This is a genomic window from Haloarcula montana (assembly GCF_035666295.1).
Lineage (GTDB): Archaea > Halobacteriota > Halobacteria > Halobacteriales > Haloarculaceae > Haloarcula > Haloarcula montana.
In genome coordinates this window covers 378,516-393,969 of sequence record NZ_CP142027.1, presented here as the reverse complement: position 1 = coordinate 393,969, position 15,454 = coordinate 378,516, and the positions used below count along the sequence as shown (strand labels likewise).

The window sequence follows — 15,454 nt, the reverse complement described above, 5'->3', positions numbered from 1 at the left end:
TGAGCCGGTATCGTCTTCTGCAAACCAGAACAGTTAATTATCCCCGTTGTCTGACACCTGATTGTACTATGATATTCGGATTCGAAGAAGAAAAATTTAAGAAATCGTTCGGAATTATATTTGGTGTCCTGCTGGTAACCGGTTTCGTCCCGATACTCAATCTCGTCCGTATCGTTCCGCTGTTCAAGGAAGTGGCTCTTGGGGCCGCTGTTGTCGCCGTCTTCACATCGATTACTGACACCAAAACAGCAGTGAAGTTCGCTCTGGCCACTGGAATGCTCGCTGCAGTTGCGTTTAATATCGTCTACATTCCCGGTCAGATCATCATGGGTGGGGCCATCGGTGCGGCGTCCGGCGGTGAAACCGCGATGGGATCCGGTGCCGGAATGGCGCTGCTGTCCGGACTCGGTGCGCTCACCAACCTGTTCGGACTCCTACTATTCTCCCCGATCGGGTACACTATCGGGGGCGTTCTTGGAAGTGTCCTGAATCAGTAAGCGGGTGTTATCGAACGAGTACCACACCACAGAGCAGGGTGAACGCTGAGGGGGAACGAGTTCGGTGACCCTGTGAGACCATCCTTCGGTAGATCACTTTCGAAACCGAGACGCTATCGTTGCTTGAGCACCTCTCCTTCGAGTTTCTCGAAGGGGCCGACGTAGAACACGCCTATGACCGTGAACTGGAACAAAAACGGTCCGGTGAGTGACTACAGCGCCGCGGCGACAGGAGCTACTGCACCGGCGGTGCCGCCGAGGCCCAGCACGAAGCTCCCGAGGACGGCGGCGACGATGAGCAGGATCGGGAGGAGGACGACGATCGCGATAGCGATCTTCCCACCCGTCTCGCCGCCCAACTCGACGGCGATGATCCCGATGATCCCGGCGAGGATGACGCCCCACGCCTCCCAGGCGCCCTGCTCGGCGGCCGTCCCGTTGTTCGACTTGATGTAGAAGTAGATCGGGACCGCCAGTCCGATCGGGAAGGAGATGATGGCGACGATCACTGCCGCGATCCACTGAATCGTTGTGTACTGATCGAATGTACCTTGGCCTGACATGGGTTCGTTATGGTCCGCTCATCGACGGTAAATAATTGTTTTCGTATATATTCCGGAAGTATACTGATCGCCGGACGACTGTCCGGCGGAACGGTCGGTGCTCATCGACGGGAGGCAGTCAGCTATTTGCGTCGGCGGCGGCCTACTGCGGATGTGGACCGTCCTGATTCCGAGTTCGTGTTCGAACTCGCCGTCTGTCAGTGGGCCGAGCGGGACTGGCAGCCAAACCACGAGGGCGATGGGGTGCTGGTCGCTCGCCAACTCGGAACGAAGCGACGCCGCTGGGACACTATCGTCGTAGAGTGTGACCCCGACGCACTCCGCCGACGGGCGGCCTTCGGCCCCGACGCGTTCGACACCGATCACCTGCACGTCCTCCGGAACGCGCCGGCGGCGTGGACGTACTACCGGGACGCCCTGCCGGACCCCGGCTACCCCTGGCGGTACGTGCGGGAATCGATCCACGAGTTGGCTGGTCGGGACGCGCTGGAGACGCGCAAGCGGGGCAACCGGATCGAGATTCGCCGGAGAGCACCCTATCCCGACTGGATAACCCGGATCGTCGCAATCGAGAACAAGCCCGACCTCGACGCCAGCGCGGCCAGGAACCTGGTTTCTCAACTGGAACGGGACGTGGCGCTGGGACTGGCCGACGAGGTGTGGGTCGCTACGGCGGCGACCGGCGACGACATCGAGCCGGTGTTGCTGACAGATATGCCCGCCGAGGCCGGCGTGTTGACCGTCGACACCGACGCCGGAACGGCCGAGCGGGTCTGGCAGCCCCGGACGCTTTCGCCCGACGAGCCAGGAACCCGGATTCTCGAACGGCCCGACGACGGAGTCAGCGGCGCTCGCTTCGAGTACGTCGACGCGGAGTGGAAACGGGAGAAACGGCTGGCAATCGCCGAGCGAGCCTACGAACGGGGCTGGCGTGCCTACGCGTCGACGATGCGGCCGGACTGCCGACACTTCCGGCTCGATCGAGCCCAGAGCGGCGTCTTCCCGTACTGTGACGCGAAAGCGTGTCGCCCGACCCAGGGGGAGTGCCGTGGCTCGTGTCCGGCGTTCGAACCGGAACCGCCCACCTGGCGGTCGAAGGGCTGGCCCGTCGAGGGAGGGCCGGGTGCGGCGATCAAACGGCTGCTGGACGATCGGCGACGACGACAGCGACCCGCACTGCCGGGAGAGCGGTGACCCGGCTCACGCCTCGGCCAGTTCGATGTCGAGGTTCTCTCGGGCGACCGCGAGCCGGAACGTCGGGACCGTCTTCTGGATCGTCTCGACGATACCCTTGTCGGCGAGACTGCGCAACGCCGAGCGGACGTCGTCGACCTCGGGGTCCTCGCCGGCCTCGCGCAACGCGTGGAGGACGGCGACGACGCTCTGGCTCTCCTCCTCGGGGGCGGCGATCACGTCGACGACGGCCTGCTGCAGCGGCGTCACCGTGATCGTCTGGACACGTTCCGAATCTTCGCCATCGATGAGCGCGGTCGCCTCCGGCGTCGCACAGATGAGGCTGTCGTCGTTACGGTAGTAGTACTCCTTGAGCTCCGACTCCAGATACTGGTGGACCTCGCTCCCGCTGTCCATGTCCCACAGTTCCTGTAGTTCGCCGTTTTTCGTCGGCTGGCGCTCGACGATGTCGGCGAGCCGCTGGCGGGCCTCGTCCGAGAGGGTCATCACCTCCGTCTAACGCCAGGGGTGTAACAAGCGTTCTGGAGTCACGTAGCCGGGTCCGGCGAGAGGTATTTGTCCGTTCAGGCCTTCACTCTCGTAGATGCAGGACTCTCGTGTTCTCGCGGTCACTCTCGCGCTCTCGCTGCTCGCCCTCGGCCTGACAGTCCCGGTTGCGGGTGCCGACGCCCGACTCACGCTGACCGACACCACGGTCTCGCCGGGGACGCCGACGGCCGGTGCGCCGATCACCGCCGAGACGACGCTCCGGCTCTCCGGCGGGAGCGACACGCCGATCACACTGGACAACGTCACTGTCGTCGACAGCGACGGGAACAAGCTCGGCCGAGCGACCGACCTCGGTCGGCTCTCGCCGGGCGAGACCCTCTCGGTCCCGGTGACGTTCACCGTCGACGAGCCGGACGTCTACGACCTCCGGCTGGTCGCCCGTGGGACCGACAGCGACGACGAGGGCGTCCGCTCGACCCGACCGCTCTCGATCGGCGTCGAGCGGGGTGCGCCCCTCGTTGAGGTCCGGAACGCGACGCTGGTCGCCGGGACGGACAACAGGGTCGAGGCGACCGTCTCGAACCCCACAACGGGGCCACTCCGGAACGTCGAGGTCCGTGTGACCGAACCGGAACGCGGCGAGCAGACGCGACGGACCGTCGCGACACTCGCTGCGGGGGCATCGACAACGCTCGCGTTCGATGTCCGGGCGGGCGACCCCGGGGATCGGGAACTCACGATCGGCTCGACCTACACCGATCCCACCGGGGCGGTGTCGACGGCACGGTACAGCCGGTCGGTGACGGTCGAACCGTTGATCGAGGATGTCGGTGTCCGCGCCCGGCCGACGGCGACGACCGACGAAACCGACCAGGTGGCGGGTGGCCTGGCGGGGCTGGTCGGCGGTGGGGGCGGGAGCGCGCTCCAACAGCAGTCCGACGAGGCCGAGCGGGACCCCGCGTTCGTCGACGTGACGGTGACGAACTTCGGCAACGCGCCCGTCGACCGGGTGGTCCTGACCGCCCGCTCGGCAGACGGCGCACTGCTGGGTCAGGTCGGCCGGCTCACGGTCACGGACCGGCTCGAACCGGGCGACTCCGCGACCGTCCAGACCGACCTCTCCGATGTCCGTGGGGTCGACGGGGTCCGGTTCGTCGCGACCTACCGGCTCGCGGACCGCTCGGGGGAGTCGGCCGTCGCCTACAACTACAGCGCCCGGCGAGGCAACGCGACCATCACCGGGACGGACGTGAGTCTCGACGAGGACGGACAGCTCCGTCTCGACGGAAACCTCGCCAACACCGGGACCGGCGAGATCCGGAGCGCCGTCGTCAGGGTCGTCCCCGACGACCGCGTCACGCCGGCGTACCCCCAGCGAACCTACTTCGTCGGGACCGTCGCCAGCAGCGAGTTCGCGCCCTTCGAGTTGACCGCACAGGCCGACGTGGCGAACGCGAGTACCGTCACCGTCGAAGTCACGTACATGACCGACGGCGAGCAGATCCGACGGACAGCGACGCTTCCGGTCCCCGAACCCGACGCCGACAGCGACTCCGGTTCGTCGGCCACCGCTCTCGCGGCCGGGAGTGCAGTCGTCGTCCTGCTGGCCGTGACGGTGATCGTACTGGTCCGCCGACGCCGACGATGACCGGGGTTGAGGACTCCGTGCCACCGCTCCGCCTCGTCGACGTCACCAAGCGGTACGGCGACGGCCCGACGGCGGTGACCGCCCTCTCGCACGTGGATTTCGCGGTCGAGGCCGGCGAGGTAGTCGCCGTCGTCGGTCCCAGCGGCAGCGGCAAGAGTACCATGTTGAACGTCATGGGGTTGCTCGACGAACCGACCACGGGCCGTGTCGAACTCAGGGGCGAGCCGACCGCGGGACTGTCCCCTGCCCAGGGGACCGACGCCAGGCGGGAGTCGCTGGGCTTCGTCTTCCAGGACTTTCACCTCCTCCCGACCCTGACTGCGCTGGAGAACGTCCGCCTGCCGACGGCGTTCCTCCCCGGCGACGCCACCGACCGGGCCAGGGACCTGCTGGAACGGGTGGGACTCGGCGATCGGCTGGATCACACGCCCGACGAACTCTCCGGCGGGCAGAAACAGCGTGTCGCCATCGCCCGGGCGCTGATCAACGAGCCGGCAATCCTGCTGGCCGACGAGCCGACGGGGAACCTCGACCGCGACACGGGGACACGGATCTTGGAGGAGGTCCGCGGGATCAGCGAGGGGGGTGTCGCCGTCGTGGCAGTCACCCACGACGACCTCGTGACCGACTACGCCGACCGGACCGTCGAACTCGTCGACGGGGTGATCCAGCGTGACTGACCGCGAGAGCCGGTTTCCGGCGGTCGCGCTGGCACGCCGGAACATCTCGCGCCAGCGGCTCCGGGCGGCGCTTGCGGCGCTTGGCATCGTTATCGGCGTCTTCGCCGTCGTGACGCTGGGCCTGCTCGGCAACGCACTCAGCGTCGCGGCGACCGAGGAACTGGGCGGACTCGGCGACCAGGTCATCGTCAGCCCGGCACAGGGCAGCGGTACCGACACGCTGGACACGCGGGACCTGGCGGCGATCCAACGGGCCGCCGACGGCCGCGGTACGGTGATCCCCCTGAAGACGACTGGAGGAAGCGTCAGCGCCGGCGGCGGCCAGACAGTGACACAGATCTACGGGACCGACACTCCGCGTGCGCTGTTCGGGAACGGAAGCGGTGCCGTCCCGGCGACCCACAGACAGGGTGCGATCGTCGGCGCGGACATCGCGACCGAACTGGGGCTACGCGAGGGGAGCACGATAACCGTCGAAGGCAACCAGTATCGTGTCGTCGCCGTCCTGCCCGAGATCGCGAGTATCTCGCCGCTCCAGGCCGATTCGGCCGTCGTCCTCCCCGAAGAGGAGTTCGTCACGCCCGGCTTCTCGCAGGTGGTCGTCCGGGCCGACTCGGCGGCCGACGCGCGGGCGATAGCCGACGGCGTCGAACAGCGCCTCAACGCCCGCCAGGAGCGTGTCAGCGTCTTCTCGCTGACTAGCGTCCTCGACCAGATCACGGAGTTCTTCGAGCTGTTGAACGGGTTCCTGCTGGCGATCGCCAGCGTCTCCCTGGTCGTCGCGGGCGTCAGCATCTTCAACGTGATGCTGATGACCGTCTCCGAACGACGGGGCGAGATCGGTGTCCTGCGGGCGGTCGGCATCCACCGCCAGGAGGTGTTGCGGGTCCTGCTGGTGGAGGCGACGCTGCTGGGGGTCGTCGGCGGTGCCATCGGTGCTCTGCTGGGTGTCCTGACCGTGGTCGTCGTGGCGCTGAACACCGATCTCCCGCTGTGGGCGGTTCTGCTGCCGGGAAACGCCGTCGTCCCGTTGGGTGCGTTCGCGTTCGGCATCGCCATCGCGCTCGTCGGCGGCATCTACCCCGCCTATCGGGCCGCCTGGGAGCCCCCGGTCGAAGCGTTGCGGAGTTGACCGGACTGCTTTTCTCCCGGGGACTCCCCACCTCCTGCTGTGAGGCCGCCCGCAGACGATTACGGGAATACGACTCACCGAGTGGTGACACACGCAGATGTCGCCCCGGCTGACGCCTGGGTCCGCGCGGAGAACGCTGTCCTGGAGACGCTCCTTTCTGCCGGGTTGACCGTCCACGTCGCGCTGGCCGGCTCGTATCTCGAACAGAACGCGCCGGCGGTCTACGACGCTTTGGGGAGCCGTCCCGATCCCGATTACTCACCACTGTCGACTACACAACCGACGGTGGAACTCACCCCTGCGGACGCGGCCTTGCCCACCGAACACCTCTCTGTCGATCCCAGCAGGGAGACGGTCCCGACCTGGCGCGAGCACGGGATCGCCGAGATCGTCGCCTTCGACCGTGACGCCGACCAGTGGGTCTACTACTCCGTCCCGCGGAAGCCGGCCGTCCGTGCGGTCGACGAGCCCGGAACGTACAAGTCAGATCTCCGTACCGCGCTTACCGACGTTCCGTGTACGGCGCTGTTCCCACACGGCGCGCTCGCTCGGTGGGACGTTGCAGACGTTGTCGTGGAACTGACCGTCGAAGGAATCTGGCTGGGGCGTGCCGACGGAACGACACGCTGGTACCCACACGAGCAACTGGAGGGGGTCGTCGTCGACGAGCGGGACTGTGAGCTGGTGCTCTCCTGGCCCAGTTGGCGCGAGGAGGCGCAGTCCTCGCTGGGCCGGATGGTGCGGGGGTTGGTCGACCGTCACCGAGAGTCGCCGCCACGGCTGCTCCATCCCCCGGACGAAGAGCTGCTGTCGACGGCTGCGACCGCCTTCGAACTGATCAGCGACCGGCTCTGTTACGACTTCGAGGTCCGCCGGCACGACCGCGAGGCCGGGCCGGGCGTCGCCAGCCAGCTCCGGTGAGCCGGCTCGGTCCCGGCAGAATTTAACCGGTCCACACAGTACGCCCGTCCGTGGACGCTCCGGACCCGGACACCGACGATGCGACACACGGCATCGTGACGAACATGTCGAGCGAACAGGTGAGCAGAGCCACGTGGGTCCGAGCCGAGAACGCCGTCGTCTCGACGTGTCTCGATCACGGACATGCGGTCTTCCTGGCCGTCGACGAGGAGACGCTCGCTGCCCACGCCGAGGAGTCGCTGGAGACTATTCGGTCGTTTGACAGGCTCGACCGTGCCGGTGGAACCGACACGGCCGTGTTCCGGGCGGACGAGGACGACCGCCAGGCGGTGCTGTCAGCACTGTCGGTCGAAGATACCGAAGAGCCGATCCCGGTCCACCGGGTCATCTCCTGGCGGGCGCGTGGCATCAAACGGATCACGACCGTCGGTGAGGGGTCCTGGCGGTACGACTCCGTACCGAAGCAGACCGCGAGTCGGTGGTTCCACGAACCGAACGCCGCCCTCAAGGACGCCGTCGAGGCCGCGTTAGCGCCGATCCCGGCGACGGGGTTGTTTCCGGTCGGTGAGATCGAGGTCGAGACCGCCGATCGGGGGACCGTCTCCCTCGACGCGACCCGGATCGAGATGTATCCGCACCAGGAGCTGATACAGGAAGTGTATCACTTCTCTGACCTGGAGACGGTCCTGGTCGATACCCGGACGGAGGAGATCACGCTCGACTGGCGGACCTATCGATCCCGGGCGAAGTCCTCGCTCGGACGGGTGGTGTTCGGAACGTTACACCGGCTCCGTGAAGCACCGCCGGATCGGCTCTGTCCGGACGACACCGAGCAGTTCGAGCGACTTCGGGACGTGCTCTCGACGATGGCGACACAACTGGAATACGGCGTCGAGTACCGCGAACTATAGCGACGCCAGTGTCTCCGCAACGTCGTCCCAGTGGCTCCCCTTCCAGAAGTGCTGGCCGCAGTCACGACACCGCCAGAGCGGCTCGTCGGCCGGGTCGGGCGCGTACTCCGGGGTCGGCTCCGTCCGGTCGACTGCTTCGAGGCGCCCGTTGCAGGTCCCGCAGTGCGTCGGCGGGTCCGCGAGTTCCAACGTGAACCCGGCGTCCGCCAGTTCCCGGAGCTGGTCGTCGACGGCCCGCTCGGTGAGCAACACGCTGTCGGGCGCCGCTCGGGCGAGGTCGGCGTCCCGTGTCACGAGCCGTCGAGCCTCCGTGTGGGCCAGCGCCAGCAGGTCCGCGTTGGCTTCGGCGTCCCGGTCCAGCGCGTAGGCGGCGTCGTACCCACACATCCGGAGATACGTCGCCAGCGTCCCGAGCATCGCGTCCAGGACCAGGGGGTCACGATCACGGTCACTCATTGATGAACTCACGGACCGTGTCGGCCGACTCTGCGTTCAGTACGTCTCCTGGCTCGGCCCAGCCACGACGGGCCGTGTGGACGCCGTAGCGGATCTGTTCGAACTCGCCGGGGCCGTGTGCGTCCGTGTTGATGACGACGGTCGCCCCGGCTTCGGTCGCCTGTTTGACCGCACTCCCTGTCAGGTCCAGTCGGGCCGGGCTGGCGTTGATCTCCAGTGCCGTCCCGTGGTCGGCGGCGACCGTCGCCAGCCGTTCGACGTCGATGTCGAGCCCGGGCCGACGGTTGAGGAACCGACCGGTCGGATGCCCGATCACGTCGACCTCGGGGTGTTTCGCCGCAGTCACCAGCCGATCGGTACCCTCCCCGTCCAGCGCGGCGTGTGGGGAGGCGACGACGATGTCCAGCGCCGCGAGCAGGTCGTCGTCGACCGAGATCGAGCCGTCGGGCGCGATGTTGGCCTCGACGCCGGCGAAGACGTCGATCTCTGCGTCGGCGGCGACGGCCTCGATCTCGTCGAGTTCGTTCCAGAGGTCCTCGTCCGGGACACCGACCCCGCCGACCATTCCCGGACCGGTCGCGTGGTCGCTGATCGCGATGTAGTCGTGGCCGAACTCCGCAGCGCCGTCGACCATCTCCGCGATGGAGTAGCCGCCGTCGGACCAGTCGCTGTGGGTGTGGAGGTCCCCACGGATATCGCCCTCGGCCAGCAGGTCCGGCAGTTCCCCGGCTGTCGCGGCTGCGACCTCGCCGCGGTCCTCGCGCAGCTCCGGCGGTACCCACGCCATCCCGATCGCCTCGTAGACCGCCTCCTCGGTCTCGCCTGCGACCAGGCGGCCCGCCCGCTGGTCGTCGTCTTCGACACTCTCGATATCGAAGACCCCGTACTCGTTGACTTTCAGGTCCTGCTCGATGGCTCGGTTGCGGACCGAAACGTTGTGCGCTTTGCTCCCGGTGAAATACTGCAACGCGGCGCCGAACTCCTCGGGGACGACCACGCGCAGGTCGACCCGGACACCACCCGCGCGAACGCTGGCTTTCGTCTCCCCGGCCTCGATGACGCTGTCGGTCCCGTCCCAGTCGGTGAACGCCTCGACGACCGCCTCGTCGTCGTCGCTGCCGACCAGAACGTCGACGTCGCCGATCGTCGGTTTCCAGCGCCGGATCGACCCACCCAGCGCACAGCGCTCGACGGCGTCGACGCCCGCGAGGTAGTCCCGGATCTCCTCGCCGTAGGGCCTGGCCTCGCCCAGCAGCGACCGCTCGTGGGCTTCCCGTGCGAAATCGATGTTGTCGAGGATGTTCTGCTCGGTCTTCGCGCCGAAGCCCTTCACCTCCTGGATCTCGCCGGCCTCGGCGGCCGCTTCGAGTTCGTCCAGCGTCGTGATCCCCAGCGCCTCGTAGAGGTCCCCGACGGTCTTGGGGCCGACGCCCTCGACGGCCGTCAGCGCCTCCATGTCGACGGGTAACTCCTCGCGCAGTTCGGCCAGTTCGCCGATCTGGCCGGTCTCGACGTACTCGACGATCTTCGAGGAGATCGCGTCGCCGACGCCGTCGATCTCGCCGACAGCGTCCTCGCCGTCGGCGGCCAGTCCCTCGATCGCACCGGGGTACTCGCGGATGTTCTCGGCCGCCCGCCGGTAGGCGCGGGGTTTGTACTCGACACCCTTGGCCTCCAGCAGGTCGGCGAACGCTTCGAGTTCTGTCGCGACCTCGTCGTTGCGGCTCATGTTATCTCCCTCGCCCGGCACGCCCGGTACCGGAGTCGGCGTCCTCGTGGCCCAGTGCCTTTTGCAGGAACTTCATCCATCGCTTCTTGTCGGCGGCCTCCTGTGCCCGTTGTTCCTGTTCGATGTTGGCCGGACCGAGCTGTTCGAGTGCGTTCAGCGCCCGATCGATCCCGATGATGGCGTTTGCCAGCTCCTCGCCTCGGTCGTAGCTGACATCGCCGTCTTCGATGCGCTGCTTGCGCTGCAGACGCTCCCGGCGGAGGTTCTTCTTCGCGCGGTCGACCCGATCGCGCTCGCCCCGCGGGATCGTCTCCCGGCGTTTGATCTCGAAGACGAACGACTGCAGTTCGATCTCCTCACCCTGGACGATGATCTCGTCGGGGATGTCGGCGCCGACCGTCGCACCTTCCCGTTCGATGCGCTCTAACAGTTGTTTGCGCTCGAACTCCTTCACTGACAGACCGTTCGGGACCGGGACCTTTCTCCGTTTCGCTCGCGACGATATCTTTTTCCGCTTCTTGCACGCTACATAGACACACGAGCAGCGACCGCTCTCCGGAGACAGATGAACGTCACGTTCGAACCGCTCGCCGAGCGGCCAGGAATCGATGTCATCGACTGCGTCGAGCGCCAGCGCTACCAACTCCGGACATCGGAATCGGTCTCACCACAGCCGGCCGACGCCGACTCGTTCCGGTTCCCGGTCAGTCGCGCCGTCACCTTCGAGACCGATTCACTGGTCCTCCCGACCGTCGTTCCCGTGTACGTCCGCGACGCCGACGGCGAGACGGTCGCCGAAGTCAAGCAGTTCGAACAGGCGTCGGTGCCCGCGGGTGACTACAGCATCGACCTCTGTACGCAGATCAAGACCTACGTCCGGGTCGAATCGGCCGTCGAAGTCAGCGTCGACATGGACCAGACCCGCATCGAGTTCGACGCGCCGACGACCGTGGCGGTCGGCGCACGTTCGCGCCACGAGCGGCCGGCCGCCACGGTGACGACGACGACGGACCCGAGGGATATGCTGGCCGCCATCGAGACGTTCGGTTCGGCGCTCAAGACGACCGATCCGGAGCGGTCGTACCCGACGCTTCGGGGACACCCGCCGGCGCTCGAACTCGGGGACTCACTCGACATCCCCGCGACGATCACGCGCCCGGAGACGGGGATCACCCTCGAACTCCCGCCGACGCTGTCGGCGGCCTTCGTCGCCGCACCGCTCGCGTACTACCTCGGTGCCTCGCTGGAACCGGCGCCGACGCCGCGGTTGACGACCGACGACGGGTTCGAGTACTCCCTCTCCGGACCAGACGGATACGAACGCACGGTCGAGCAGACGCTCAAACAGCTGTTCTTCTTCGATTGTGTTACCAGAACCGAAGGGTACTACGAACTCGATCTACACGAGCGCCGGGAGATCGAACCCCTCGTCGACATCGATTTCGCCACGCTGTACGACCGTCCGCTCACCGAACAGGTGGCGGCGTATCTCGACGTTCCCTACGAACTGGTCGCCGACCACGTTCCGGAGTGGCGGTTGACGACCCATATCGACCCGGTCGCGGCCAACGCCGAGCAGCTTCCGTTCGTCGTCGACGACCTCGCTATCGTCCGGACGCGCCAGGGAACCGGGCCAAGCGAACCCAGCGTGCCCGCGGAACTCGACGGGGAGTTCACCCGGGACGATATCATCACCCGATCCGCCAGCACCGGCACCGAGACGGAGCCCGAGTACGTCGAACCGGGGTCGGCGGATACGCTCGAACAGGCCTGGATCGGCGACAGCATCCCTATCGGCGCGAGCAAACTGACCGCGGACGCGTTCCGGAACCGCCTCGATCGCGAGGAGACGGCCGGGGACATCTCGATCACGGTCGTCCAGAACGACGCCCGGATGGACCAGGAGCGCCGCGTCGCCGACGAGGTGTACGGCAACCGCGCCGACCTCCCCTTTGACGTGACTGTCCGCGAGAACTTGACGACCGACGAACTTGCCGAGGTGATGGCCACCGAGACGGACTTCTTCCACTACATCGGCCACACCGACCACGAGGGGTTCACCTGCGAGGACGGGAAACTCGACGCCGCGACCGTCGACACCGTCGGCGTCGATACGTTCCTGTTGAACGCGTGTAACTCCTACCACCAGGGGCTTACGCTCGTCGAGAACGGGGCGATCGGGGGGATCGTCACCCTCAACGAGATCCTCAACGACGCTGCCATCGAAATCGGGAGTTCGACCGCACGGCTGCTCAACAGCGGGTTCCCGCTCCGGACCGCGCTCACTGTCTCCCGTGAGGTAAGTCCGATGGGGGGGCAGTACATCGTCGTCGGCGACGGCGGCATCACGGTAACACAGGCTCCAAGCGGCACACCGAACCTACTCGATATCACCGAATGTGACGCCGGTTATGAGGCCGAGATAGTCACCTATGCCACTGATGACAGGGGATTGGGAACTGTATTTCTCCCGTTTATCAGCGACAATGACACGTATTTCCTGAGTTCAGGTACTTTGGATTCGTTCACCGTGTCATATGACGAACTCGTCCAATTCCTAAATCTGGAGGAGATTCCGGTCCGCTACAACAACGAGTTACACTGGAGTACGTCGATGGACGAACAGATGTTGCTGTAGTATTGATAAAGGCGTCAGCATGGAAACGAGCTATGCGCTATCGGATGCCAGGGACTCGTTTATGGTCCACTGATACTTGCGCCGTTGTTCGCGGCCACGTTCCCAGCCTGTGACAGCAACAGCAGGACGGTGAACAGTGCGCCGATCATTCGTGGGTGGTCAGCCAGGTACTCCTTCATGATGGTATCGGACATGATACAGAAACTCTGTCAGAGGGAGGATATGTAAAAATATTTGAATAGAACGTACATATTATAGATAAGATTAACGATTAATCAACTCTGAGATACGTGCTTATTTATCAACGGGGCGTCTCCGGCGCTGAGAGTGCGTTTCGGGGCGGTCACCGACGCCTTTCGCTGCTCGGACTGTCACCGACCCTCACTGGGTTGCCGGGAGTGATAGCGGAGCGATATATAATAGCGACCACCAGTATCGTTTTGTAACTAGCTACTCTGTACGGTAGTAGAGTCACGCATCGATGAACAAACGGCACACCTCCGAGCGCGGTGTGGTCCCGACAGGAGTTCGGGGCCAGATCCGACGGCGAGACGCCCTGCACCAGCTGCTGGGGATGGGTCGGTAATGTCGGACCGACAGACGACTGTCGGGCTCTCCCGGTCCGTTCTCCGGGGAAGCTCGACTACCGGCGACCGCTCCGTCCCGCTGATCCGTACCGAATCGTCCGACTCGCCCGATCCGACACGGACCGAGGTCCCGATTCCGCTGGCGAAGATCGACGACAGAGAGGCCACCCGAATCCTTCACGTGGACGACGATCCACAGATCGGGAACCTCGTCGAGACGTTCCTCGAACGCATCAACGACGACTTCACCGTCGTGACCGAGACCAGCGTCGTCGCCGCGCTGAACAGGCTCAGCGACGAGCAGTTCGACTGTATCGTCAGCGACTACCAGATGCCCACCACCGACGGGCTTGAGTTCCTCGAAATCGTCCGCGAACAGTACCCCGAACTCCCGTTTATCCTCTTTACCGGGAAAGGAAGCGAGGAGATCGCGAGCGAGGCTATCGTTGCTGGTGTCACCGACTACATGCAAAAGGAGCTGGGCACCGACCAGTACGAGGTGCTTGCCAACCGGGTCGAGAACGCGGTCGAGCAGTACCGAACCGAACAGCAGTTCTGGAACGCGCTGTCGTGGTACCAGCGACTCGTCGAGCAGGAGCTTGCCGGGGTCTGTATCATCCAGAACCGGGAGTTCGTCTACGTCAACGAGAAACTCGCGGAGACGTTCGGTTACACGCAGGACGAGCTTATCGGTGCCAGTCCCGAGCGACTGACGACCGCGGAGGACCGCGACCGCTTCCTTGATGCCGTTCGTGGCTCCGAGGACGACGATCCCCAGTCGTTCGATACCGAGTTCACGGGTGTCCGCGAGGGCGGGGAGACAGTGACCGCCGAGGTCTCCGGCGGCTCGATCGAGTACGATGGCGAACCGGCCTGGATCGGCGTCCTCCGGGCCGTCGAAGACTGACCTCAGGTCAGATCGACGAACACCTTGATCGCCTCCCGCTCGTCCATCGCGCGGTATCCCTCGGGAACACCTTCGAGATCAACAGTCTTCGTAAACACCGGTGAGGGATCGAGCGTCCCCTGGAGCACGTCCTCCAGCAGGTCGTCGACGTAGGCACGAACCGGGGCGATACCGCCGGCGAGCGTGACGTTCTTTCCGAACAGCGAATCGACGAGATCGCCGTCCTCGACCCCGTTGGGGACTCCGACGTAGCCGACGGTCCCGCCCGGCCGGGCGATGTCGATCGCGGTCTCCATGGCCGCGCCCATGCCGACACACTCCATGGCGTGGTCGACGCCGCCGGCGGTGAGTTCCCGCAGTTCTTCGACGGCAGCCTCGCCCCGAGCGGAGATGGTGTCCGTCGCGCCGAAGGATTCCGCGATCTCCAGGCGGTCCTCGTGGTGGCCAAGCGCTACGATACGGTTCGCCCCCAGTCGCCGGGCCGCCAGTACGGCACAGAGCCCGACCGCGCCGTCGCCGACGACCGCACACGTGCTGCCGGCCTCGACGCCGGCGCTGACCGCCGCGTGGTGGCCGGTACACATCACGTCCGTCAGCGGGAGGACCGACTTCAGCACGTCCTGGTCGTCGGCGTACCGGTCGGGTACCCGGACGAGGGTCCCGTTGGCCTGTGGAACACGGATCTGCTCGCCCTGTGCGCCGTCGGTCGCACTCCCCCAGAACCCGCCGTTCTTACAGGAGGTGTGTAGCCCCTTCCGACAGTACTCACAGGAGCCACAGCTGATCGAGAAGGGGGCGAACACCCGGTCGCCGGGCTGGACGTGGCGGACCTCCTCGCCGACTTCTTCGACGATTCCCATGGGCTCGTGGCCCACGCGAGAGCCCTCCTCGCGGTCGCTCTCGCCGCGGTAGAACCACAGGTCCGAGCCACACACTGCCGTGTGTGTCACCCGGACGACGGCGTCGGTCGGCGATTCGATGGTCGGGTCCGGCACCTCGTCGATGCTGATCTCTCCCGGGCCGTGATAGCGGGCAGCGCGCATGCCCGTCGTTGGGAACCGCCCCACAAAAGCCCGACGGCGACCTGCCGGTCTGGGTCCGG

The 15,454-nt window shown here is 65.8% G+C and carries 16 protein-coding genes; 9 read left to right on the top strand and 7 right to left on the bottom strand.

Features of this window, described 5'->3' with window-relative positions; translation table 11 throughout:
• Positions 1-68: 68 nt before the first annotated feature.
• Positions 69-497, top strand: coding sequence for a hypothetical protein (locus tag VJ109_RS02025; RefSeq protein WP_324758633.1), 429 nt, complete (start codon positions 69-71; stop codon positions 495-497).
• 212 nt (positions 498-709) lie between these two features.
• Here the strand turns inward: VJ109_RS02025 and VJ109_RS02020 are convergent, their stop codons facing one another.
• Positions 710-1,060, bottom strand: a complete 351-nt coding sequence (locus VJ109_RS02020) for a hypothetical protein (RefSeq protein ID WP_324758632.1) — start codon at positions 1,058-1,060, stop codon at positions 710-712.
• 126 nt (positions 1,061-1,186) lie between these two features.
• Between VJ109_RS02020 and VJ109_RS02015 the strand changes: the two genes are divergently transcribed.
• Complete coding sequence (locus VJ109_RS02015; RefSeq protein WP_434737266.1) at positions 1,187-2,254, top strand: DUF5787 family protein; 1,068 nt, start codon at positions 1,187-1,189, stop codon at positions 2,252-2,254.
• A gap of 6 nt (positions 2,255-2,260) precedes the next feature.
• Here the strand turns inward: VJ109_RS02015 and VJ109_RS02010 are convergent, their stop codons facing one another.
• Positions 2,261-2,740, bottom strand: coding sequence for a DUF5797 family protein (locus VJ109_RS02010; RefSeq protein WP_324758629.1), 480 nt, complete (start codon positions 2,738-2,740; stop codon positions 2,261-2,263).
• Between the two features lie 97 nt (positions 2,741-2,837).
• Between VJ109_RS02010 and VJ109_RS02005 the strand changes: the two genes are divergently transcribed.
• The 5 genes from VJ109_RS02005 to VJ109_RS01985 all read left to right on the top strand — a co-directional run bounded on the left by VJ109_RS02005 (position 2,838) and on the right by VJ109_RS01985 (position 8,035).
• Entirely contained in the window at positions 2,838-4,391 is a 1,554-nt protein-coding gene (locus VJ109_RS02005) for a COG1361 family protein (RefSeq protein ID WP_324758627.1), read from the top strand.
• A complete protein-coding gene (locus tag VJ109_RS02000; RefSeq protein WP_324758626.1) occupies positions 4,388-5,071 on the top strand; it encodes an ABC transporter ATP-binding protein in 684 nt (227 codons plus the stop codon). Before VJ109_RS02005 ends, VJ109_RS02000 begins: the two co-directional genes overlap by 4 nt.
• Positions 5,064-6,203 (top strand): ABC transporter permease, encoded by a 1,140-nt coding sequence (locus tag VJ109_RS01995; protein WP_324758625.1) that lies wholly within the window; start codon positions 5,064-5,066, stop codon positions 6,201-6,203. The genes VJ109_RS02000 and VJ109_RS01995 overlap by 8 nt, the downstream gene beginning before the upstream one ends.
• Before the next feature lie 84 nt (positions 6,204-6,287).
• The gene (locus VJ109_RS01990; RefSeq protein WP_324758624.1) at positions 6,288-7,124 is read left to right on the top strand and encodes a hypothetical protein; all 837 of its coding nucleotides are present in this window, start codon (positions 6,288-6,290) and stop codon (positions 7,122-7,124) included.
• Between the two features lie 50 nt (positions 7,125-7,174).
• Positions 7,175-8,035: a hypothetical protein gene (locus tag VJ109_RS01985; RefSeq protein ID WP_324758623.1), complete on the top strand. Its 861-nt coding sequence runs from the start codon at positions 7,175-7,177 to the stop codon at positions 8,033-8,035.
• Here the strand turns inward: VJ109_RS01985 and VJ109_RS01980 are convergent.
• From VJ109_RS01980 to VJ109_RS01970, 3 genes are read right to left on the bottom strand one after another with little or no spacing between them, the layout of a single operon-like run.
• On the bottom strand, positions 8,030-8,491 hold the full coding sequence (locus tag VJ109_RS01980) for a Mut7-C RNAse domain-containing protein (RefSeq protein ID WP_324758622.1): 462 nt from the start codon (positions 8,489-8,491) through the stop codon (positions 8,030-8,032). The two genes, VJ109_RS01985 and VJ109_RS01980, sit on opposite strands and share 6 nt — an antisense overlap.
• The gene (gene polX / locus VJ109_RS01975) at positions 8,484-10,220 is read right to left on the bottom strand and encodes a DNA polymerase/3'-5' exonuclease PolX (protein WP_324758620.1); all 1,737 of its coding nucleotides are present in this window, start codon (positions 10,218-10,220) and stop codon (positions 8,484-8,486) included. The genes VJ109_RS01980 and polX overlap by 8 nt, the downstream gene beginning before the upstream one ends.
• Before the next feature lies 1 nt (position 10,221).
• Complete coding sequence (locus tag VJ109_RS01970; RefSeq protein WP_324758619.1) at positions 10,222-10,674, bottom strand: DUF5788 family protein; 453 nt, start codon at positions 10,672-10,674, stop codon at positions 10,222-10,224.
• Between the two features lie 111 nt (positions 10,675-10,785).
• Between VJ109_RS01970 and VJ109_RS01965 the strand changes: the two genes are divergently transcribed.
• Complete coding sequence (locus tag VJ109_RS01965) at positions 10,786-12,858, top strand: hypothetical protein (RefSeq protein ID WP_324758618.1); 2,073 nt, start codon at positions 10,786-10,788, stop codon at positions 12,856-12,858.
• Between the two features lie 59 nt (positions 12,859-12,917).
• Here VJ109_RS01965 and VJ109_RS01960 read toward each other — a convergent pair whose 3' ends face one another.
• Complete coding sequence (locus VJ109_RS01960; protein WP_324758617.1) at positions 12,918-13,052, bottom strand: DUF7503 family protein; 135 nt, start codon at positions 13,050-13,052, stop codon at positions 12,918-12,920.
• A 391-nt stretch (positions 13,053-13,443) separates the two neighbouring features.
• Here VJ109_RS01960 and VJ109_RS01955 point away from each other — a divergent pair, with 391 nt between their 5' ends.
• Positions 13,444-14,352 carry a response regulator gene (locus VJ109_RS01955; RefSeq protein WP_324758616.1) on the top strand — a complete coding sequence of 303 codons (909 nt, stop codon included), beginning with the start codon at positions 13,444-13,446 and terminating at the stop codon, positions 14,350-14,352.
• Positions 14,353-14,354: 2 nt separating this feature from the next.
• Here VJ109_RS01955 and VJ109_RS01950 read toward each other — a convergent pair whose 3' ends face one another.
• On the bottom strand, positions 14,355-15,395 hold the full coding sequence (locus VJ109_RS01950; RefSeq protein WP_324758615.1) for a zinc-dependent alcohol dehydrogenase family protein: 1,041 nt from the start codon (positions 15,393-15,395) through the stop codon (positions 14,355-14,357).
• Positions 15,396-15,454: the final 59 nt, after the last annotated feature.

What these genes read in the sequence shown, in the direction of transcription:
- VJ109_RS02025 (WP_324758633.1), top strand. Translation starts at nt 69, where the DNA reads ATGATATTCGGATTCGAAGAAGAAAAATTTAAGAAATCGTTCGGAATT.
- VJ109_RS02020 (WP_324758632.1), bottom strand. Translation starts at nt 1,060, where the DNA reads ATGTCAGGCCAAGGTACATTCGATCAGTACACAACGATTCAGTGGATC.
- VJ109_RS02010 (WP_324758629.1), bottom strand. Translation starts at nt 2,740, where the DNA reads ATGACCCTCTCGGACGAGGCCCGCCAGCGGCTCGCCGACATCGTCGAG.
- VJ109_RS02005 (WP_324758627.1), top strand. Translation starts at nt 2,838, where the DNA reads ATGCAGGACTCTCGTGTTCTCGCGGTCACTCTCGCGCTCTCGCTGCTC.
- VJ109_RS02000 (WP_324758626.1), top strand. Translation starts at nt 4,388, where the DNA reads ATGACCGGGGTTGAGGACTCCGTGCCACCGCTCCGCCTCGTCGACGTC.
- VJ109_RS01980 (WP_324758622.1), bottom strand. Translation starts at nt 8,491, where the DNA reads ATGAGTGACCGTGATCGTGACCCCCTGGTCCTGGACGCGATGCTCGGG.
- polX (WP_324758620.1), bottom strand. Translation starts at nt 10,220, where the DNA reads ATGAGCCGCAACGACGAGGTCGCGACAGAACTCGAAGCGTTCGCCGAC.
- VJ109_RS01965 (WP_324758618.1), top strand. Translation starts at nt 10,786, where the DNA reads ATGAACGTCACGTTCGAACCGCTCGCCGAGCGGCCAGGAATCGATGTC.
- VJ109_RS01960 (WP_324758617.1), bottom strand. Translation starts at nt 13,052, where the DNA reads ATGTCCGATACCATCATGAAGGAGTACCTGGCTGACCACCCACGAATG.
- VJ109_RS01955 (WP_324758616.1), top strand. Translation starts at nt 13,444, where the DNA reads ATGTCGGACCGACAGACGACTGTCGGGCTCTCCCGGTCCGTTCTCCGG.
- VJ109_RS01950 (WP_324758615.1), bottom strand. Translation starts at nt 15,395, where the DNA reads ATGCGCGCTGCCCGCTATCACGGCCCGGGAGAGATCAGCATCGACGAG.